Source organism: Psychrobacillus sp. (assembly GCF_032154225.1).
Classification (GTDB): Bacteria; Bacillota; Bacilli; order Bacillales_A; family Planococcaceae; genus Psychrobacillus.
Window position 1 is genome coordinate 58330 of the sequence record NZ_JALDYF010000018.1, and the last position, 22391, is coordinate 80720.

The 22391-nt window shown below is 35.6% G+C and carries 18 protein-coding genes; 3 read left to right on the plus strand and 15 right to left on the minus strand.

Features of this window, described 5'->3' with window-relative positions; translation table 11 throughout:
- Positions 1–60: 60 nt before the first annotated feature.
- Positions 61–1353: a sensor domain-containing protein gene (locus RUH95_RS17805; RefSeq protein WP_313894243.1), complete on the minus strand. Its 1293-nt coding sequence runs from the start codon at positions 1351–1353 to the stop codon at positions 61–63.
- Between the two features lie 258 nt (positions 1354–1611).
- Between RUH95_RS17805 and RUH95_RS17810 the strand changes: the two genes are divergently transcribed.
- A complete protein-coding gene (locus RUH95_RS17810) occupies positions 1612–2340 on the plus strand; it encodes a polysaccharide deacetylase family protein (RefSeq protein WP_313894244.1) in 729 nt (242 codons plus the stop codon).
- Between the two features lie 263 nt (positions 2341–2603).
- On the opposite strand, the gene RUH95_RS17815 is transcribed toward RUH95_RS17810, so the two are convergent.
- The 5 genes from RUH95_RS17815 to dacB all read right to left on the minus strand — a co-directional run bounded on the left by RUH95_RS17815 (position 2604) and on the right by dacB (position 9021).
- Positions 2604–4340 carry a methyl-accepting chemotaxis protein gene (locus tag RUH95_RS17815; protein ID WP_313894245.1) on the minus strand — a complete coding sequence of 579 codons (1737 nt, stop codon included), beginning with the start codon at positions 4338–4340 and terminating at the stop codon, positions 2604–2606.
- Between the two features lie 191 nt (positions 4341–4531).
- The gene (locus RUH95_RS17820) at positions 4532–5203 is read right to left on the minus strand and encodes an ABC transporter ATP-binding protein (RefSeq protein ID WP_313894246.1); all 672 of its coding nucleotides are present in this window, start codon (positions 5201–5203) and stop codon (positions 4532–4534) included.
- A gap of 3 nt (positions 5204–5206) precedes the next feature.
- Complete coding sequence (locus RUH95_RS17825; protein WP_313894247.1) at positions 5207–6274, minus strand: ABC transporter permease; 1068 nt, start codon at positions 6272–6274, stop codon at positions 5207–5209.
- Positions 6275–6420: 146 nt separating this feature from the next.
- Positions 6421–6993 (minus strand): TetR/AcrR family transcriptional regulator, encoded by a 573-nt coding sequence (locus tag RUH95_RS17830; protein ID WP_313894248.1) that lies wholly within the window; start codon positions 6991–6993, stop codon positions 6421–6423.
- Positions 6994–7533: 540 nt separating this feature from the next.
- A complete protein-coding gene (gene dacB, locus RUH95_RS17835; RefSeq protein WP_313894249.1) occupies positions 7534–9021 on the minus strand; it encodes a D-alanyl-D-alanine carboxypeptidase/D-alanyl-D-alanine endopeptidase in 1488 nt (495 codons plus the stop codon).
- Between the two features lie 158 nt (positions 9022–9179).
- On the opposite strand from dacB, the gene RUH95_RS17840 reads away from it, so the two are divergent.
- On the plus strand, positions 9180–9845 hold the full coding sequence (locus tag RUH95_RS17840) for a TVP38/TMEM64 family protein (RefSeq protein WP_313894250.1): 666 nt from the start codon (positions 9180–9182) through the stop codon (positions 9843–9845).
- A gap of 210 nt (positions 9846–10055) precedes the next feature.
- Here RUH95_RS17840 and RUH95_RS17845 read toward each other — a convergent pair whose 3' ends face one another.
- The 6 genes from RUH95_RS17845 to RUH95_RS17870 all read right to left on the minus strand — a co-directional run bounded on the left by RUH95_RS17845 (position 10056) and on the right by RUH95_RS17870 (position 18138).
- Entirely contained in the window at positions 10056–10553 is a 498-nt protein-coding gene (locus RUH95_RS17845; protein WP_313894251.1) for a flavin reductase family protein, read from the minus strand.
- Positions 10554–10620: 67 nt separating this feature from the next.
- Positions 10621–11571: a GGDEF domain-containing protein gene (locus RUH95_RS17850; protein ID WP_313894252.1), complete on the minus strand. Its 951-nt coding sequence runs from the start codon at positions 11569–11571 to the stop codon at positions 10621–10623.
- Positions 11572–11801: 230 nt separating this feature from the next.
- Positions 11802–12755, minus strand: coding sequence for a methyl-accepting chemotaxis protein (locus tag RUH95_RS17855; protein ID WP_313894253.1), 954 nt, complete (start codon positions 12753–12755; stop codon positions 11802–11804).
- Positions 12756–12907: 152 nt separating this feature from the next.
- A complete protein-coding gene (locus RUH95_RS17860) occupies positions 12908–15115 on the minus strand; it encodes a hypothetical protein (RefSeq protein WP_313894254.1) in 2208 nt (735 codons plus the stop codon).
- Between the two features lie 267 nt (positions 15116–15382).
- Positions 15383–17260, minus strand: coding sequence for a hypothetical protein (locus tag RUH95_RS17865; RefSeq protein WP_313894255.1), 1878 nt, complete (start codon positions 17258–17260; stop codon positions 15383–15385).
- Positions 17261–17295: 35 nt separating this feature from the next.
- A complete protein-coding gene (locus RUH95_RS17870; protein WP_313894256.1) occupies positions 17296–18138 on the minus strand; it encodes a DUF1028 domain-containing protein in 843 nt (280 codons plus the stop codon).
- Between the two features lie 156 nt (positions 18139–18294).
- Between RUH95_RS17870 and RUH95_RS17875 the strand changes: the two genes are divergently transcribed.
- Positions 18295–18615, plus strand: coding sequence for a YflT domain-containing protein (locus RUH95_RS17875; protein ID WP_313894257.1), 321 nt, complete (start codon positions 18295–18297; stop codon positions 18613–18615).
- A 67-nt stretch (positions 18616–18682) separates the two neighbouring features.
- Here the strand turns inward: RUH95_RS17875 and RUH95_RS17880 are convergent, their stop codons facing one another.
- The 3 genes from RUH95_RS17880 to RUH95_RS17890 form a co-directional block, all read right to left on the minus strand.
- Positions 18683–19786 (minus strand): response regulator, encoded by a 1104-nt coding sequence (locus RUH95_RS17880; RefSeq protein WP_313894258.1) that lies wholly within the window; start codon positions 19784–19786, stop codon positions 18683–18685.
- On the minus strand, positions 19783–21516 hold the full coding sequence (locus tag RUH95_RS17885; RefSeq protein ID WP_313894259.1) for a sensor histidine kinase: 1734 nt from the start codon (positions 21514–21516) through the stop codon (positions 19783–19785). The genes RUH95_RS17880 and RUH95_RS17885 overlap by 4 nt, the downstream gene beginning before the upstream one ends.
- Positions 21517–21722: 206 nt before the next feature.
- The coding region (locus RUH95_RS17890; protein WP_313894260.1) for an InlB B-repeat-containing protein at positions 21723–22391 on the minus strand (669 nt) is incomplete at its 5' end.

Below are 22391 nucleotides of genomic sequence, written 5' to 3' on the forward strand. Positions count from 1 at the left end.
ACTAAAAGCCTCAGCAAACTGAGTTAAACTCCACTCGGTTTGCTGAGGCTTTTCTATCTATTACCCATTTTCATTATAATATTTATATTTGTTTCTCTCTTTTTTTGCCTGATAGAGTGCTTGATCTGCAATATTCATTAGCTTTTCTGAACTGTTTGCATGCTTTGGATATAGCGCAATACCGATACTGGATGTAGAAATAACTTCTTTGCCATGGATCAAATAAGGATTGCTAAAACTAGCATGCATTCTTTTCACAATACCCTCTATTTTTTCCATATCAATATCTTTGATTAAAATAAGAAACTCATCCCCACCAATTCTTCCAACTACATCCTGATGACGAACATTTACTTTCATTCTTTTTGCAAACTCTACAAGTAACGAATCTCCTACTCCATGACCAAGTGAATCATTAACTTCCTTAAACTTATCCAAATCTAAGTATAGTAAAGCGAACTTTTCCTTTGAAAATTTTGCTAGTTCAATTGTTTCATCCAACTCTTCAATGAAGGCACTTCGATTAATGACTCCTGTCATTGGATCATAAGTCGCCATATAAGTTAGTTGATCCTCATAATACTTTCTTACTGTGACATCTCGAAGAATGGCTTGGATAACAACCTCTCCTTCAAACTGTACAGGAAGTGCAATAATTTCTACCCAAATTTTCGTGCCATCCAATCTAACAAGTCGCTCAACTATCGGCGCCATTTTCACCATTTCTGCTTGTTCGAAAATACGATTCAAGTCATTTTGATTGTCCGGATTTGTTATTTCGATATAGTCCAATATCGACTTGCCAATAATTTGATCTATGCTTTGTGCGCCAATCATTTTAACTGCTTCTATATTTGCAAAAGTCATCATCCCGTTATTTTGCACCAGAATGGCATCAGGAGAATGTTCTACTAATACTCGATAACAATTTTCCGTAATTTCAAGCATTTGCTTCGTCTTTTTTTCTTCTGTAATATCTTTATACATTGCAACTGCTAACACGTCTCCTTTATTTACCGCTCGGTAGGATGCCAGCACATCTTTAATAGTTCCATCCTTATGCTTACGCTTTGTCTCAAAATAAGGAATACTCTCGCCGCTTTTTAATAGTTCCAACTGTTTTTCATGCTCTTTGGAAGTGAAATCATCCATGAAAAAAGGTATTTTTATTAAACCTTCTACTTCTTCTAGCCTCCAGCCTAATATTTCATATAAAGCAGGATTTGCTTGAATAATCGAACCGTCTTTCCTTAACATAAAAATAGCATCATTTGTATTCTCCCAGATCATCTTATATTCCTCTAACGTAGGAATTAGATCCACTTCATTATGCTCGTTCATTGAATTGTTCACTTCCATTCTCTTACCAATTCGCAAACTCTAATATGTACATTTTCCCTTCAAAAAAATTATCTCGAATTAAAGATATCATAATACATCTTTTTAAAAAGGTCAAACATATCATCCAATTCTCAGTTTACTATTTGCACTTAATTTTTATATTATCAAGCAAAATTCACAAAAAAACTCTTCGTATATTCCATTGTATTTTGCGGATAATAAATTTAAATACACGTTCCGTTAAACAAGCAAGGTCAGGAGGAACAGCTCGTGAAGTCATTACCAATAAAAATTGGCGTTTTAATCATTTTGTTTTTTTCTTTTGCCTATGTTACTTTTGCAATGGATAAAGGAAGACCATATTATGAGAAGAAAGGACATGTTCTGTGGGAGATCAAAACGGATGAAAAGGTTGTAGCTCTTACCTTTGATGATGGTCCACACAAAACTTATACAACAGAGATTTTAGAATTGCTTGCTGAATATGATGCAAAGGCTACATTTTTCGTCATAGGTGAACGTGCAAAAAAGCTTCCTGAACTAATTAGTCAAATAAACGATGAAGGTCATGAAATAGCAAATCACACATATACTCACCCTCTCTCAATTACACCTGAAAAATTGGAACAGGAATTAAAAATGACAAATGAAGTTATCCATGATATTACTGGTATTTCCCCTATGAATTATCGCCCAGTAGGAGGAACTTACAATGATCAAATTATTAATACTGCCGTAGAAAATGGATACAAGGTGATTATGTGGTCATGGCATCAGGATACAGAGGATTGGAAAAGGCCAGGTGTAGATCATATTGTTCAAACAGTATTAACTGGTACTAAACCAGGAGATATTGTTTTATTTCATGATGCAGGAGGCGATCGCTCTCAAACCGTAACCGCATTAAAAACAATTCTTCCAAAACTCAAAGAGCAAGGGTACCAGTTCCTGACAGTGTCTGAACTTATGGAAATAAAATCAATTGAGGTAAATAAATAATCACACACTTGGTCATAAAATTTTTGATTTAAGTACTTTTCCCTAAACTGCAAAGGTTTATTCGACAAAATAAAAGAGCGAACCAAATTTACTTGGCTTGCTCTTTTTATTTAATAAAGAATACACTTTCAAACTTAGTAATTGTCTAGCTTCTGCGCCTAGCCCCTCGGGTCAAATCTGAAAAATCCGCGGTGGGCTGGAGAACTGTCTCCTCGCTTTTCTTCACTTACCTTACAGGGGAGACATAGGCGCTTACGCTTTTCTTATTCAAATCTTTCAATTAAATCATTTAAAGAATGTGCGACTTTTTGAAGATCATTACTCATTTTCTCCAATGAGCCCATTGCTTTCGTTTGATCTTCTGTAGAACTTGCTACTTCTACCGTTTGAGTAGCGGCATCACTTGCGAATCCTTTGATATTTTCAAAAGCAGCAAGGATTTCTTCAGAACCTGCCGACATTTCTTCTGTCACTGCAGAAGTTTCTTGAATATCGATATTAATCTCATTAACTGTGTCAACTACATGCTTAAGCATTTCCCCTATTTCTTCTACCGCTACAGTACCTTCTGTAACTTTGGACGATGTTTCACTCATAACCAAACTGACATCATTCGTTACATTTTCAAAACTATCTATGAGAGAACGTATTTCCTCCGCTGATTGTTTCGACTGTTCAGCTAATCGTCTTACTTCGTCTGCAACTACCGCAAATCCTTTACCAAACTCGCCTGCACGTGCAGCTTCAATTGCTGCATTTAACGCTAGAAGATTCGTTTGCTCTGCAATGCCTGTCATTACATTTGTAATTTCTTGTATTTGTTTAGATTGACTACTTAACTCTTCTACTTTGCCACCTGTTTGAAGAACCATTTTTTGAACGTCTTTAATTTTTTCAACTACTTGTTTAGAATTTTCGTACCCTTCGCGAACAAAAATTGTCACATCATTTGAAGTGTTCGACATATCATTTCCTGAATCTGCAATCTTTTGAATACCAATCGACATTTCTTCAAGTGCAGTAACCGACTCTTCACTACTCTGTAATGATTTTGCGCTTCCTTCCGCTAACTCAACCATGTTCGTATTGATCAAACGATTCGTCTCCATCGTGTTTTCAATAGTCTGAAAAAGTTGTGTAGACGAATGTAACACTTGTGCAGAATGGCTAGTCATCTCATCCATGACAGTACTTAACTGTCTATGCGAAGACAAAAACGATTTTGCCAATGCAGAAATTTCATTTTCTGAACGAAACTTAATGTTGCTTACTTTTTTCGATGCGGTCGTCCATTTGCCTTCTGCAAAATCACCTAATGCATCACTTACAACACCAAGTGGCGCTAGCGTTCGTTTCGTATATATATAAAAAATTGCAGAAAGAATGACGATGATAAGTAAAAATATGACGGCTACAATAGGAATAGTCGTTTTAAATAAATTTGCTTGAATTACTTTTACATCCTCTGCTGCAACATCAACCGCCAAAATTCCAACAATATTTCCACTGCCGTCTTTTATCGGTGCAAAAGCAGATAAATAACTGCCAAACTCTGGATCATCAATCACTTTAGTACTAACAGAATTGCCTTTTAAAACTGGACTAACATCTTCATATTTAGTTCCAGTTGTTTCTTGCCCAATGGTTGCTGCACCATCCATTCCCTCTTCGTATCCATCCAACATTATATTTACAGAGTTCGTATCAGCCTTCAGCGCATAAAGGTAAAGTACCCCCGTGCTATCCAATAAATTAACAAGCTGATTACGCAATTCCCAATATGTATCACTTTCTGTCGGTTCTTCTAGAAATGCTTTGTATACATCTCCGTCAATTTTGGTTGCTAAATAATCTGCGGTTGTCACTGCCTGGCTTCTAACAGAGTCTTGAACAGTTGTAAGTGTGCTAAAAGTAAATAATGCTGTTACCGCAAAAAATACACATAGCATTATCCCGACAAGCATTAATGCCATCTTCGTACTTAACGATTTACGTTTCATCTTCTAATCTCTCCCCCTCGAAAATCAGCAAAATTTTATACTAGAAAAAAAACCATACAATTAATTATCGGTTATAAATGTAGGAATGTTTAGAAAGTACTCTAAAAAGGTATTTCTTTTCATTTATAAAATCGTATAATTTCTCCAAAAAAAACCTGACATCGTTATAATGTCAGGTGTACTCAGTGTAGTTATTTTTCTAATGTTAAAACGCCGTCTGTCATTTTGTATACTTTATCGCAATATTCGATTAGACGAATATCGTGCGTTACTACAATTGTTGTTGTATTTTTATTTTTTGTTTCTGTTTTCAAAAGCTCCATCACTTCATATGCACGTTCAGAATCAAGCGATGCTGTTGGTTCATCCGCTAAAATAATCGAAGGATTACTATATAAAGATTTAGCAATAGCTACTCGTTGACGCTCACCACCCGATAAATCAGCTGGATATTTATGACGAAGATCCTCAATACCTAAATCATTATAAAGCTGCTCCAATTCAGTCTTTGACATATTTCCTTTTTTCACTTTATCGAGTAGCTTCATTTGATTGTCTACAGTCAGAAAAGGGATTAAGTTCGATGCTTGTAAGATGAATCCAATATCTTTCAAACGAACTTTAGAGCGTTTTTTTTCATTTAGCTTAGTAATGTTTTGGCTGTTAATAATAATTTCTCCTTCAGTAGGAGTTTGCAAGCCACCAGCTATCGTTAGAAAGGTACTTTTTCCTGAGCCTGATGGGCCAATTATTGCGATTAGTTCTCCTTTTTCTGCATGAAAGTTCGTTTCTTTCAGTGCCTCTACTCTTTTATGGTCTGATCCAAACGATTTTGTTACTTTATTGAACTCTAAAACAGCCATTATTTACCCTCCAATCGCTTTCAGCGGATCGATTTTTACGATAGTTAAAACAGAAAAAAATGCTCCTAATACTGCAACTAGTATGAAGATAACTCCATAAATAATCATTGTCATGTAGTCAAATGATACTGGAACAGCGCTCGGGAGGAAGTAACCGGTAACTATTGTTAATATAAACCCGACTGTTACTCCTATAGCGGCTAAAATAAACGTTTGTGCGACAACTGATTTCGCTAAATAACTATTGGAAATCCCTTGGGCTTTCATTACGCCAAACATACTTATTTTTTGAACTGTTAAAACGTATAAGAAAATAGCAACAATTACTGCTGAAATTACAAATAAAAAATAAATCATAAAGGTTAATGTTAAGTTTTGTTCCGTATAGCCCGGTAAGTTCTTGATAAAAGTCTCTAGTTCAATTACTTCTAAACCATCATTTAATTTAATGGAAGACAAATCATCTGTACGTAGAACAATACCGTTTATAATATCTTTATTTTGCTCCGCAGCTTCCCCAAATTTGAGCGATTGTAATGTTGATAATTCACTGTAAAGCACAGGCGCTGCATTAAATCGTGCTTCATCGGTAAAGCCTACAATTTTCAACGTTTCTTCTGTTGAGGATAAAGTTAGTTCATCTCCTAACTTAAACCCCTCGTCCATTAACGTATCGCTTGCAATGACTTCGTTTTTAGCCGAGAATTCTTTTCCTTCTATTACATTCGGCATGATGAATTGATCTTTTTTGATACCGAAAATCGCTACACTTTGTTTAGTACTGCCATTGCTTGCAATTGCATTAATTTGGCCTAGAACGGCTATATCATTGGTACCAACATTAAGTGCATCACCAAGAATAATGGATGATTGACCTAAACTTTTATCGGATTCTTCTGTTAAAATAATTCCATTTGCTTCCCATTTATCTACCGATTCCCGATTGAGGTTTTGCAAGCCAGTTGCCAATCCAGATAAAAAGAATACTAGATAAGAAACTAGCATTAAAATTCCTATAATTAATATAAATCGTAATTTATTCTTTTTTATTTCGTTCCAAGCTAAAAACATTCTTTCACATCCTATTTTTAAGTATGATCAATTTCAAAAAAACTTACTACACTTCCGACTAAAGTGACAGTAGTGTCACTTTAGTCGGAAATAAATGACACTACTGTCACAGTTAGTATGATTCAAAATGACAGTGGTGTCAATTATTATTTTTCAATCATTCCATTGCATATTATCTCTTTTATCGATGTGATCCAAATTTCTTGAGCAATACCAAAATGATTAGGAATAGCAATTGTTTGAAATATCATCCCTAGTATAATGCCATCTGGCAATTGTTTTTTTAGCTTTTGTTGGGATCTTCCTATATCAAGAAAACCTTGAAAACGTTGATACATCTCTATATGATATTCATTTAATTTTAATTTATTTCTTTTTGCTCTTTGAGTTGTATTATTAGGTATTTGATGAATGATTTCCATCACATGATGAATATTACTATGTTTAAAAATGAAGTCTATTAATTGTTCTACTTGCTCCTCGAAGTCCCTGCTGATATCTAAACCTTGAAAATCATGTAAAAAGCGATTCATTTCGTACATTAAAAACTCCGAAATTAACTCATCTTTATTTTCATAATATTTATAAATGCTGCCTCTTGAAACATGTAAGACTGCCGCTAATCGACTGAAAGTAAATGCTTCATAGCCATCATTAATAATCATCTTTTTAGTAGCATTAAATAATTGTTCATCTGTAAACTTCCGTTCTCGCGCCAATCCATTCACCTCACTACTCATTATAGTGAAAATTAGTGAACATTCAATGCTAAGGTAATGGATTTACTAGACCTTCCATACTTACGCTACTAATTTTTTCATCTCTTTCACCTCGATTGCTTCTCTAATTTTGCAAAACTGTTGCTGTTTCTTCATCTTTTGTTTTTTTGCTTAACCTTTTATAGATTTAACATACCTTAAAGTGCCTGTCTTTAATATTCAAGATAAGTTGCTACTAAAACCATTTTTCTTTTTTTCAATCCCAACCATTCACTCATTCACTTACACTTTCACTTTCACATATACTATCTTTAAAGATAGAAGAGGAGTAAGTTAATTGGTTGGACAGTGTCAACAAGGATTTCCAAAGTATTAAGCATTTATATAACACTTCTAAAGCCCATGATATGTTGGCGACTACAAACACCCGTACCATAAACTTGAATAATAATTTGATCGAAAAAAGAGCGTGGTACTTGGCTGTATCCCCAAATACCACGCTCTACTATTTTTTTAGCTTCTTCAAATCATGATAGCTATTTACTTCTTTGAGTTTGTAATTGCCGTTGCTATTTGATCAATAACTGGAATTGTGCTCGATTTCGTTTTTTCTGTTAAAACAGTGAAAATGAGCGTTTCTCCATCTTTTGTTTTTGCATAGCCTGCTAAAGATTTGATGTTTTCTAGACTTCCTGTTTTCGCCAAAATGTTCCCTTTTGCTGGGGCTTTATTTAACCTATTGCGCAATGTTCCACCAACGATTCGATCAGGCGAACCTGCAATTGGTAGGCCTTTTAAATATGTGTTGTACCATGGCTCCGACTGAACAAAATATAAGAGCTGTGTTAATTGATTGGACGTAGTTTTATTGGAATAGGACATACCCGAGGCATCTTCCAATTTCCACTGCGTGTAGTCAAGACCAATGGATTGCGCATACTCATTCATCACGAGTAAACCCGCGTCCCAACTACCTTCTCCGTATTTCACTTTGCCCATTTCTTTTGCTAACACTTCCGCATGCGTATTGTTGCTTAGTTTCATAAATGGTATGATTAAATCTTTTAGCGGCATGGAGCTTCTCGATACTAATGCACGTGCATTTCCAGGTGCTTTTCCATGAGTTACTTTGGAAGATGCCGCAAACGTAATGCCTTTTTCCGCTAATGACTTTTTAAAAATATCAAGTGCATAGCTAGTTGGATTTGTTACAGAAATCCACTCTTTCTTCCCCGCAGAACCTATAGGAGAATTTCCAGTAATCATCACTTTATTTGTTCCAACTTCACGCGTTACTTTTAATGTGTTTTTCTGTCCTTTTGGTACAGTCTTAGATTTATTTACAACTTGTAGCACATTTGTTGTCGGGGTTAAAGTTACTTTCGTCGCCTTCCCATTTGTCGCTGGCTTGGCTTCTACAATGACAGATCCTGCGTCGTAATCTGCATTTGGCGACAACGTTAATGCCGAAATTGGTGCTGCGTAATAATAAGGTTCGTCCTCTGCTAAAATCCCAGCCGATAATCGGACAGCATCAAACCATGTATCATCTCCAACTAAATTTCCTGAAACATGTTTGATCCCTTGCTTCACTAACCCATCCGCAAAGCTATCCAAATGTTTTTTCAATAAAGTCGGATCTCCTCGACCACGTAAATACAAATCCCCATTTAGTGTCCCATTTTTTACTTTTCCAGCGGTTAACACGGAAGTTGTAAAACGATAGTTTTCCCCCAGTGTATCTAATGCAGCTGCAGCAGTTAATAGCTTTAGGGAAGAAGCTGGTGTTATTTCTTTATCCGAACCATGCTCATAAATAACTTCCCCTGTTGAAGCTTTTCTAACTGTCACACTAGAGGAAGCGTTTTTTATCCTGCTATCGGTCATAATTCCATTAATCGTATTTTGCAAATTGGCATAAGAAGAAGCTGCCTCAACAGTAGAATCTTCCGATATTGGAATAAAAACAGTTCCACTTAACATCATGATTGCTACAGCACTCGCCAATAACTTTCTCGAAATTTTCACATTGCGCCTCCTAAGCTTTCCGTTTTGATATTACTAGTGTAGCACGTAGTTTTATGTCATACTTAGTTAAATTTAGTTTTTCTATTTTGCTCATGATTCAATACATTAAAATGAAATTCTCTCACGAATATTACACTAGACAAAAGGATCTGTGACAAATGAAAAAAGTTATGAGTAAACTTACAAAAAAACAGTTATTAATAGTGGGTGGTCTACTATTTTTAGCGCTATTTATTGGATTAAATAAAGATGTATTCTCCTTATTATTAGATCATGATGTAGATGCAATCCATCAATTTTTAAATAAAAATATCTGGTATGCAATCATGTTTATGTTTACAATAATGCTGATTCAGCACTCTTTTACTGTCATTCCGCTACTTCTTGTCATTACAATCAACGTTACTCTCTTTGGATTTATAAATGGGGTTTTGTTGAGCTGGATAACGAGCGTTATTTCCTCTGTTATTGTTTTTTATGCGGTTCGATATATTTTTCAAAACATGATTATTGGAAAATTCAATTCGAAATTGATTGCTAAAGTAGATGCAAATGCGTTTGCATATGTATTCCAAGTACGCCTATTTCCCCTAGTGCCAACTAGCTTGATCAATATTTTAGCTGGACTAAGTACAGTACGATTGTTTCCGTTTTTATTGGCAACTGCTTTAGGAAATTTTTTGTATTTTTTCATTCTCGCTCTAATCCCTGCTGGAATTTTATCGTCAGAGTTTGATGAATATGTTCTTTTGCTTATCATTTTTGTTACTGTATTGCTTTACTATGTTTATAAACGAGCAAAAAACAAAAAGCTTGCTCGTTGATTTTTGTAGTGACGAATATTTTCCAACTAAATGCTCTAAAATTCCAACTAAAAATTATTACACCTTCTCAAATCACATAAAGTAATACATTAAATACATTTATATCTAAATTTTAACTTGAAAGAATATGACTACTTCGAGGTTTTCGGAGATACTCCAAAATTTTCTTCAAAAAAAGTTGTCTCCGCTATGGAAGACAACCTTTTTCATTTATTTATAAAACTCTTTTGGAATAGCGCCAATTGTTCTGCGGTGATATAACAGCGGCTCTTTTTCTTCATTTTTTATATGCTGAACTGCACCTATTAATATCGTGTGGTCACCAGCATCAATTTGTTGAGCTGTTTTGCATTGCAGTACGGACAATGAATTCGCTAGCACTGGAAGATCCATCGCTGACTTTTCCCAATTACATTGACCAAATCGATTTTCTACTTTACTCGAAAATAACGTGCACAAATCCCCTTGATTTGCTCCTAGTATATTCACAGCAAAACGGTCTGCTTTTATAAAATCTTCATAGTGGTGGGACTTTTTATCAACAGACCATAAAATAAGCAATGGCTCTAACGATACTGACGCAAAAGAATTCACAGTCATGCCCATCGGTTCATTTTGTTGATTGTACGCTGTAACTACCGTAACCCCCGTCGGATAATTACCCATCGCTGCCTTGAAACTTGTGATTTGCTCTTCTTTGTTTTCCATACTCCCCCACCCATTCCCTAGTTAATCAATCTTTTTTATATTCTATACTTAAAATACACGGAAACATTCAGTCATTCAAATTTTTTGCTTTATCGTTTTTACCTCGTAACTTATTCTCTTTCTTCTTTTCATACATCGCTCTATCTGCAAAATTCATTAACGACTCTTCGCCCTTACCATTCTCAGGATAAACCGCGCTACCAATGCTTACACTGCCAGGAATATATTTACTATCTATATGAAAAGGTTTAGCAAATTGCTTATGAATTGCATCGCAAATTTCATCCATTTGCTCCACATTTTCAATTATAATGAGAAATTCATCCCCACTTTTGCGAAAAATTTGATCATTTCCTTTTAGCACATCCATGAACCTTACCGCGCACTCGATTAAAAACTTATCACCCACGACATGACCATATACATCATTAACCAACTTGAATTCATCAATATCAATAAATAAAAGGCCAAATGTAGACTTAATACGAGCATTCTTTTCTAATTGGTACGAAATCCATTCCTGGAACTTTCTTTTATTTGGCAATCCTGTCAGTTCATCCGTCAGGGCAAGTTCTTTCCAACGCTCATGCTCACTCACATTATTCATCGGCGCTATGAACAGTAAATAATCCGCAGAATGTCTTTCCACTATTACATGCACCATGGAGTTGATTGGTTCAGATTGCTTATTTTGCAAATATAATCGGCCAGACCAATGCTGTTTCTTTTCTAACCCCTCACTTACACTAGGTAAAAAATAGGAATTTATATCATTTCCAATAATCGCTTCTAATTTTAGCAATTCTATTTCTTCTATAGAATAATTAAAAGTCGTTAAAAAACGATCACTTACTTTCTTAATATCCCCATTTCGGGTTATTTGCATGACAATAAATGCTTCGAAAAGGGAGAAAGAAATATCCTCTAATTCTTTGTTCGTATAGTCTGCCGCTAGCTTTAATAATTTATCTGTTGGATCTTTCATAGCTGTATACCTTCTTTCATTACTAGATAACATCGTTTGACCCATTATCTAGCCAAACTTATCCTCATTATAAACAACACCTCTTACAAATCTCTTAAACTTCTCAAAAATTCAACTGAAAATAAAATACCCTACATCGAAAAGTTCGTCCATTTGGATAAAAAGCCCTTTAAATCAATGCTTTTAGCATATTAATAAAATCCAAAAAATAAAATACCAGGTTCTTTGACAATTTTAACTTGTCTAAGAACCTGGTAAATTTTTTATTTAGAGGTTGGAAAACCTTTCACTTTATCGACTGCTTGTAGCAATTTCACAGTAACGACTTCAGATTCATCTATATGATTCATTAATATTTTATTCGTTTCATCAAAAAGAGTCGTCGTTGCTTTGAATTTATTAATCACGTCTTCGTTCGATGTTTTTTGGCTTTTTATAAAGTTTAGTAATTCACTGACTTCGCCTTGCACATTTTGAATTATTTGTAGCAATGAGTTGATTTGTTCAGATGTTTCTGAGCTTGTTTTTATACCTTCGTTCACCAATTGCATATTCGCTTGGTTGCCTTCAACCGCTCCCGATATTTGTTCTTGTATTTTAAGTGTGAGATCTGCTATATCTGCTGTACTTGCTTTCGTACTTTCAGCTAGTTTTCGTACCTCATCAGCAACTACCGCAAATCCTTTCCCATGTTCACCAGCGCGTGCAGCTTCAATAGAAGCATTTAATGCCAATAAATTCGTTTGATTGGAAATATCACTAATAACATTCACGATATCTGCAATTTGTTTCGAACGCTCACTTAGCTCATTCATACTCGAAGAAGTTTTTTGAGATTGCTCTCCCAATGTATCAATTAGCTTTTCTACGCCATCAACTGCTTCTTTACTTTTTTGAGATAATGTAACCATTTCATCTGATGATGTGATTAGAGAAGTACTTTTAGCTAACGCATTATCCGCTATATCGTTGGATTTAACTGTACTTTCTTCTACATTATTAAATTCTTTTAGTATTTTCCCAACCATTTTTCCCAAAACCATATGTTGATCATTTACTAAATCATGCTGCTCTATCGTAGATATTAATTCTTTATGTAATTCGTTGAGAAATATTTGAAATTCATTATCTTTTGCATCCAGCTTGGAATTTAACTCGTCAATTTTTTGGTTAAACTTTTCGATATCTTCTTTTCTAGTTTTAAATGCACTTAACATGTTTACTCACTCCATCTTCTAAATTTCTTATCTGTCCCAACGATTAAATAATTATTTACAATACTTCTTTAATTGTAGCATATATTGAAAAAGAGCTGTCCTCAAAAGTCTCTTTGATGACTTTGGAGGGCAGCTTCTTAAATATTTCAATTTCAAGGAATTATTTGTACTTTTTCCACTTTGTAAGAAGAACCATTCACTAAATTAATAATTTCTGTTCCGGCCAGCGGTTGTGCTAATGATTCTGCTGCTGTTCTAGTAGTTTGCACTACACTTAAACTTCCATTGGCCAATACACTGAAGTAATTTGATCCACGTTTTACTACATATTTATTTGTTTCAACTAAACCAGTAATTTTTTTATCCCCTGGTACCGCACCAGGTGTTGAACCGATCGCTACTAAAGTTTCTGGCAAATGATAGCTCAAAAGTGTTAGTGAATCCGTGCTTTTTATTTTATCTCCTGTTAGTGGACTTGCGTTTAATTGCGTCAATCCGTCCAGACCACTTACATCTAAACTTGTTAGGTTATTATTATTAACAGACAATGAGTTTAAGCTCTTTAAATTGCTTACATCTAAACTTGTTAGGTTATTGTTACTAACAGACAATGAGTTTAAGCTCTTTAAACTGCTTACATCTAAACTTGATAGGTTATTATAATTGATAGACACTGTTCTCAAATTACTTAAACCACTTATATTTAGACTCATTAGTCCACTATTATTTACATTCAAATATTGCAAGTTAGTCAATCCACTTACATCTAGACTCTTTAAATTAGGATTTTGTTCCATAATCAGTATTTTTAAATTTTTATTAAAAATATCAAAACCAGCCATACTTGAAATATCTCGACCAGTTAAGTATAAACTATAGGACAACACAGCCAATCTCTTATCAATTTCGTCCTCTGTAAATGTGTCATTTACTTGTTTTCCCATCATAACTGCAATACCAAATGCTAAGTTTGGATCAGGGAACTGTTCTGCAAATGTTTTTAGTGCTGTTTCTACTTTGTAATAAACCCCATTTGTTAAACCAGTAATTTCTGTACCAGTTAGAAGTGCCGCTAACTTTGCTGCTTCTTCCTTTACGGTTTGCTCTGCACTTAATGTTCCATCAGCCAATACACCGTAGATTTTTGTTCCTTCGGTTACTACATATTTATTTGATGCAATTAAACCCGTTATTTTTCCATTCCCTGCTGATCCTATTGAATCCGATGTTAGTTTTACGCTAGGAGTGACAGTTACGTTGATTGTATACATTGTAGTAGACTTACCGTTTTCTGCGGTAACGAATACTTGCCAGGTAGCACCACCATCAGTCGTTGTTGCCGTTCCCGTCGTTGCTTTTGCGTTTGTTGGCATTGCAATGATATCTGCCGCTGTTAGGTTTGCTAAAATAGTCCCTATTGGTAGTTCGACGTTATATATCTTGGCATCCGACGCATTTACCGTTCCAGCTACCCCAATTACTGTAACTGCTTTAATAGTAGAAATGCTTGATTTGGACGGTCCACTATTACCTTCGCCGCCTCCTCCTGTTGCTGGTGGTGTTACTGACGGTATCGGTACCACTGGAGTAAGAGGTAGTGTTGGAAAGAAAACTGCTTGTAGTCTTTCCAATTCTTTTAGTAATGCTTGGTGGAACGGGTTTGTACTAGATAGTTCAGCTGCTAGAGCATGGATATCTTCTAATACTTTTTTTACTTCTTCTATTTTGCCCGCTTGGTATAACTGTTGTGCAGTTGTAGCTTTCATTATAATCGTTACGGGAAACACTAGTTCATCACGTTTTGCGTCTGCTGGTTTTTTATATTTTTCTAGCAGTAGATCACGAGGTGCCTTTCCTGTGAAGCGATATAAAATGGACGTTCTTGATTTTAGTTGGACTGAAAGTTTGTGATACGCTTTTTCCACTGCTAGGAAATCATATTTCGCTTCTGCTTCGTTTATTTCTTTTAATAAAGGCTCTAAATATTTCGTTGCGTAGTTGTACGCATCGATGTATGGGATAAGTCCTTTGACGATTTTTTCTTCGTACAGTGCTTCTAGTTGTTTTAGCTTCGCTTGCTTTTCTTTTTCTGAAAGATTAGATGCCAGAATGATTTTTTTAGTTGCTTCATAGTTTTTCTTTACACTGTTTAACAGTGGGTAAAGTGCAGAACTCGATACAAGCTCCCCTTTTAATGCAGGCTCTACATAGGCTAACGCTGCTTGTTTCATTTCCATTTTCACAACATCAATTGCTGGTTGGACGGAAGTAGTTTCTCCGTAGGCAACTGGTGAAAAAGATACGATTGTCGAAATGAGTAAAACGGCTACAATCAATTCTTTCCATAGTTTGTTTTTCATAGTTTAGCTCCCCTTTTGAGTGTTTTTGATCTATACACTTTCTTAAAGGATAAACGAGGTTTTTTATTATCACAATACTGACAAATGTTAGTAGCGACCAAATACCTATTTCATAAACTTGGATTTTCGAAAAAATATTCACTCACTAGATTCATATTGTTAATTACATTTTTATTGAATTTATGAAAATAAAAAGAGCTGCCCTCACAAGTCTTTTGATGACTTTTGAGGGCAGCTTCTTAAGTTAAAACTTATGTGAAAATTTAATTAAAAATCTCTATCGACTAATTTTGGCAGCATTTCCTCTCCTGTTATTGCATTGGCCGTTAATGGGGATACATATAAAAGTTGTAAGTCCACTAAACCTGTTACATCTAACTCATATAGGAGAGTATTTTTGGCAAACACCCATTTCAAACTTGGTGAACCACTTACATCTAACTCCAATAACGGATTATCACTTACTCCTAGTCCTATTAAATTTGGAAAAACACTTATATCTAAGTCCAGCAGTTGATTTCCAATCACATTCAAAGTTAGCAAACCTGGTAATCCGTTTAAACTGAAACTAGTCAACTCGTTACCCTCTAATTCCAATGATTCTAAATCTGTTCCATTAAAAATATCAAATCCGTCCATTTTCTTGATACCCTTATGACTTATGTTCACTTGATAGAGAGTATCAACCAAGCTGGCATTAATTTTATCCTTTGTAATCAGATCTTCGACGGTTTTTCCCATCCAACCTGCAATAGCTGCTGCTAGATTTGGATCTGAGAACTGTTCTGCAATTGTATTTGCTGCTACTTCAACCTTGTAAGAAGTTCCATTTGTTAAATTGGTAATTTCTGTCCCAATTAGAACTTTTGCTAATTTTTCTGCTTCTTCTTTGATCGTTTGCCCGGCACTTAATGTTCCGTTAGCCAATACTCCATAGAATTTTGTCCCTTCTGTTACTACGTATTTAGTTGTTGCAGTTAAACCTGTGATTCTTTTATCCCCTGCCATTCCTAGTGAACCTAGTTCTAATTTTACGCTAGGGGTGGCAACTACAGTTACGTTGATCGTATACGTTGTAGTAGATCTACCGTTTTCTGCGGTAACAACTACTTGCCAAGTAGCACCTTCATCAATCGTTGTTGCTGTTACTGTTGCTTTTGCATGTGTTGGTGTTGCAACAATATTTGCCGCTGTTAGGTTTGCTAAAATTGTCCCTATTGGTAGCTCGACGTTATATACCTTAGCATCCGACACATTTACCGTTCCAGCAACCCCACCTACTGTAACTACTTTAATAGTAGAAATGCTTGATTTGGATGGTCCGCTATTATCTCCTCCATCCCCGCCTGTTAATGGTGGTGTTGGCACTACTGATGGTGGTAGTACTGGCAATACGATTGCTTGCAGTCTATCCAATTCTTTTCGTAATGCTTGGTGGAACGGATTTGTACTTGATAGTTGAGCTGCTAGAGCTTGGATTTCTTCTATCGCTTTTTGCACGTCTTCTTTTTTCCCTGCGAGTAGTAATTGTTGAGCAGTTGTAGCTTTCATTATAATCGTTACAGGAATGATTAGGTCATTACGTGTTATTTCTGCTGGCTTTTTATATCTTTCTAGCAGTAGATCGCGAGGCGCTTTTCCTGTGAAGCGATATAAAATGGACGTTCTTGATTTTAATTGGACTGAAAGTTTGTGATACGCTTTTTCGACTGCTGCGAAGTCATTTTTTGCTTCTGCTTCTTTTGCTTCTTTTAATAAAGGCTCTAAATATTTCATTGCGTAGTTATATGCATCGATATACGGAATAAGCCCTTTGACGATGTTTTCTTCATAAAGTACTTCTAGTTCTTGTAACTTTTCTTGCTTTGCTTTTTCAGAAAGATTAGATACCAGAATAAGTTTTCTTGTTGCTTGGTAGTTTTTCTTCACACTATTTAACAGTGGGTATAGTGGAGAACTTGGCATAACTTCTCCTTCAAGGGCAGGTTCTACATAAGCTAAGGCTGCTTGCTTCATTTCCATCTTTACTGCGTCAATTGACCGCTGGATGGAAGTTGTTTGTCCTTGGGCAATCGGTGAAAAAGATACTATCGTTGTAAAAAGTATAACGGTTATGACTATCTCTTTCCAAATTTTACTTTTCATTATTTTTCTCCTTTACATTTTTTGGGTATACACTTTCATTTTATTCGCATGAATTCCACTACTTTTCGATCAATCATTCCACGTGGCTGTATGCGCTCATCAAAGTTTTGGATTAAATGATACGACTGTACTGCATCTAGCAAATCCTCTCTATCTGTAAGCTCGCGTTCCAAATGTCCATTTTCATATAGTAAGTTTTGGAGTTCGCTTGCTAGCTCTCCTTCCACCGCAACGACATCTTCTGATGTTGTTACTTCAAAATATAAGCGATGCATCTTTAATAACCGAACTAACTCACGAACAGGATCTCCATGGTCATCTACTCGCAAATCTATAAATTTATCATTGTAACCGCCATAACTTCCATTTTCTTTTACGATCAATAAAGCAGCGGATTGCTTCCCTCTACTATCGCCACCCGCAACATCTCCTGCAAGTAAAGCGGCTAATAAACGCTCTGCTAGAGATCCTTGTGCTTGTAAAAAGGTCGATTTCATCACTTCGACTGTTTGCTCATCGACTAATATATTCCCTTGTACTGCGAAGTTTTCTCCAGCTACTCCTCCTGCCCAGTTATAACAATCTGCACCAGTAAAAGTAATGCTTTTTCCTTTCCCGTCCACCATTCCAACTTGCCTTAAAGCTATGCTGTCATCATTTTGAAGAAGTTCTTCCAACACTTTTTCAGGAGCCATGCCTGTTTCTAATAACTCTAACCCATGTTTTCCATAATCTAAGTTGGCCCATGATTGTGTGGCAATCGCACCTACTCCTGCTTTTGCAAACGGAACTACAGCACCAACGCTCAAAAACTTAGAAGCTACAGCTACTCCTAATTCTTTTGTTTCCGGATCAAAACCAACAATTGAAAACGTCATATACATGCTCCTTTAATGATTCTGAATTTTCTATTAATAATTAATTATATTGTAACTTCTCTCGCATATTTTAGAAATACTTTATTGCAAATTTCGAGTTTATTTTACAAACTTCGGGGTAAGTTATACTTGTAAGAACAAAATGGAGGGGTTTTAATGACCATAAAGTTAACTGTAGAAAATGCTATACAGGCTAAACAAGAGGTAGAAAGTTTAGAAGGGAAAGGCTATACTAGGGAAAATATTTATATTTTTGCACACTTCAAGGAAAGATCGAACGATATTAATGATGCATTAGATACCGAAAAAGTAGGGATGAGAGACCAAGGATTTTTAGAAAGTATGAAAAATATATTCGCTTCGCGCGGGGATGAATTAAGAAATAAAATGGAAGCAGCTGGTTTAACGAAAGAGGAAGCCGCTGCTGCTGAAAGTGAACTCGACAAAGGTAAACTCGTCATCGTTGCAAATCAATGATGGACAATATGAAAAACTCCCATTCTAAGTGAACGGGAGTTTTTATGAAGAGTGTCAGTTTCTCCTATTATTTATAGTTATAATAAAGTAGTTGCATGTCCTTTGATGGTTGAAGATCAAGCTCTTGTTTCATCATTTGTTCATACTTATTATAATGGCTATGTAAAGAATGCTTATCTCCCATCGCCTCAAATATATGTAGCAATAGCCGATTAGCTCGCTCATTAAATGCATCGAACGAAATAATCTTTTTCCCAATCTGTAATGCTTCTTGGTATCGCTCACAAGTAAACAACCAGTTTGCAAGGTCGTTAGCATAGGATGCATACAAAATATTCAAGCCTTCACGCTCTACAGTTACCCATGTAAAAAATTGATCTTCTAGTAATTCTCCAACAAATTGTTTCTCTAATTCCCTAGCAACAGCTTCATTGTCATTGTTAATTTTGGATAGTAGCTCTACCCCTTGCTCAAATTGCATAAAATCCACATCCACTTGACTTAGATTTAAACGATACTTCTCCTTACCTGAGATGATAATCTCCTTGAACCCGTGTATACTCAGTGCTTTTCTAAGCTGATAAGTCGCTGTATTAAGATAGGTTTCTGCATTTTTAAAAGGCATATTTGAAAATATATTCTCTATTACCTTCATTTTCATTACACTTCTACCCCTATTTAATAATAAATAAGCAAAAAGCTCCTCACTTTTTTTAGACATCCATTTCACTGGACCTTGATGTGTACTACACACTTCAAGACAACCTAAAGCTTGGACCTTTAAACGATTTACTACTGGACTAGTACTAACGGAGCTTCTATTTGCTGCTCTCGTAATTGTTTGAACGAGTCTTTTTTTGGAAACCGGCTTAATCATATAGTCTAATGGATATATATCATATGCTTGGATTGCATAATCTGCGTGTGATGTTGTAAACACAATAGGAAGATCAGCGTGATTAAACCGTAAGTTGCGGGCTAACTCGATTCCATCTTCTCCTCCTATTTCAATATCCAAAAATGCAAGGTCGACCTCATGATTACGGCAGAAGGAAAGTACTTCTTTTACTTCCTGAAAACTACCAACAATCTCTACACCACCTATACTAGATAACATTCGCTTCATGGCCAACAACATGATAGGCTCATCATCTACGATAAGAACTTTCATATCTCTGCTCCACCTCTCAAAGTAAAGTAAAATACACTACCTTGCCCTAGCACACTTTCCACCCAAATACTTTCTCCACTTAGTTGTATGAACTCTTTACTTACAAGTAAGCCAAGTCCTGCCCCTCCCTCTCCCAAAGTTCCAACAGACGAATGAATCTGACTTGCAACAAATAGTTGCTCAACTTGTTCGATCGCCATTCCAATTCCGTTATCACGGACAGATACAATGATCATTTTTCCAGAGAGCTGAGCATTTATCTGAATAGAACCCCCTACTGGAGTGAACTTAATCGCATTAGCCAACAAATTCCGAACGACCAATAAAACAACTTCTCGATCAGCGTATACATAAGTACCAGTAGGAATACTATTACTTATATTTAAGTTCTTTGCCTCACTACTAATACCTAATAACTGACAGCATTCTTCTACTGCATCAGATAGCTCTAGTAATTGTGGACGAAGCACCACATCTTCTCGCTGACTGCGGAACCATTCTAGTAAATTATTAGACATTCCAAGTGTGTGACGTATTTGCTCCCCAAGCTTTACTATAATCTGCAGATGCTCTGCATCAAAACTATCTAGATCCTCTTCTAACAACTCTATCAATTGAAACTGCATCGCTAAAGGGCTACGTATATCATGCGAAACGATGGTAAACAGTTGGTCCTTCAGCTTATTAAGTTGTGCTATTTTCTCTAAATGCCCCTGCTGCTCCGTTATATCAACAATAAGCGAAACACTTCCTTGCCTTTGATTTGGCAATGTGCTCAATGGATAAACATTCACACGGTAGATTTTCCTTTCGCTGTTTAGCCAAGTATCTATCTCTACACTGCCTTGCTGTAAAGAGTGAGTTAGGCTACACCACTTAGGCCATTGCTCCAACAATTCCGATACATGTCTACCATAAAAATTAGAATAACCTAATTCCGAAAAAAATTGAATCGCTTTTTTATTGCCGTCAACGACTCGTTGCGAGGCATTCGTAATTAGCATACCTTCTTGAAAGGTATCAAACACAACATTCTTGGCGACAGGAATAATTGAAAAGAATTTATATCTCAATATTACTAAAAGCATTAATGTACCTGTCATGCCACACAAAGTCGACAATGTTCCTATCCATGTTGACCATTGTGGATTAGCAAATCGAATAATTTCCAAAACAAATGGTATGGAAGCAAACAGCAAAACTAATATTCCCGGCTTACGAAGATCAATATGTATTGTCCACACATATCTAAATAGTAAATAGATACTTACAGCAATTGAGCTATAGCATAGGATATTGAAAATATTTGAATATATCGTCCTTGTCGTAATTAATTGGCCATCGATTAACTCTACTGTGTAAAAGACTATATGCAGATACGAATCAAACCAAGTGCATAATGAGAATAAGATAAATACCGAAAATAAAGTAATCTTCCATTGAATTTTGATGACTCTATTACGACCCGTTAATTCTAATACAAACAAAAGAAATAGTGGAACAATAAAAAGAAGCGATGTTTGCTGGATATTACGAAAAATCAACTTGTCCTGTAGTAAATGGCTGCTCTTCTCTAAAATAACACTGCTTGCGTAAAAAATACGGCATATAACTAAACCCAAGAGATAAATGACTGCAGGTTCTTTCCTAAACTTAAATAAAGTGAAGAAAATAATACACATCAAGATTATTGAAAAAATCATAAAAATAAGTTGTACAGAGAAAAACATAGGTAACCTCCTCTCTTTTCAAGCACTTTATATGAATATATCGTTTTTGTTCCGTATAATACAAATAAAAATAAATCTTATAATTAACTTCTAACTTACTATAAAATTTAATTTGCGAACTTTACAACTAAGCCACCTGCAAAGGTTTTACATCAGTTTACAGGTGGCTTAGTTTTAGCTGTATCAAATTCATCACAACATAACTTTTATCGGTTGAACAATCGAAGATATTTATCAAATAAGCTTGTTTTAACACAATAAGTAGAGACAGGTTCACTCATTTTTTTCGACCATTGAAAAGATAGACGCTTAGATCCGTTTGTACACATGGAATTAGTATCAACCCATTTCGCAAACAATGTTGTATTTTCTGTCACTACATCCGTCGAGAAATTCCATTTGTTAATTAACTTTGCTTCCTTGTACCATCCAACAAATGTATAACCTTTTCTTGTCGGTGTTAGCGGTATTCTTACTTTTTCGCTATATGCGATTGTTTGTACGTCTACTATTGTCCCTCCGTTTGAGCTAAAGGTTAACGTATAAGTATTAGTGGACCCTCCACCTCCACCAGAAGATTGATTTTTCCTCCACTTCGCATATAACATTGTATTTCCTGTCACTTCATCTACTGCAAAATCCCACTTACCCATTAACAACGCATCCTTGTACCATCCGTCAAACGTATAACCGGGGTTTGTCGTGGCTACTGGTGGTGTTGCCTTTCCATTAGGTGCAACATCTTGTGGGGCTACTGCTGTCCCTCCGTTTGCATTAAAAGTTAGCACAAAAGGAGTTACATTCCACTTCGCATATAGCGTTGTATTTCCTGTCACTTCATCTACTGCAAAATCCCACTTACCCATTAACAACGC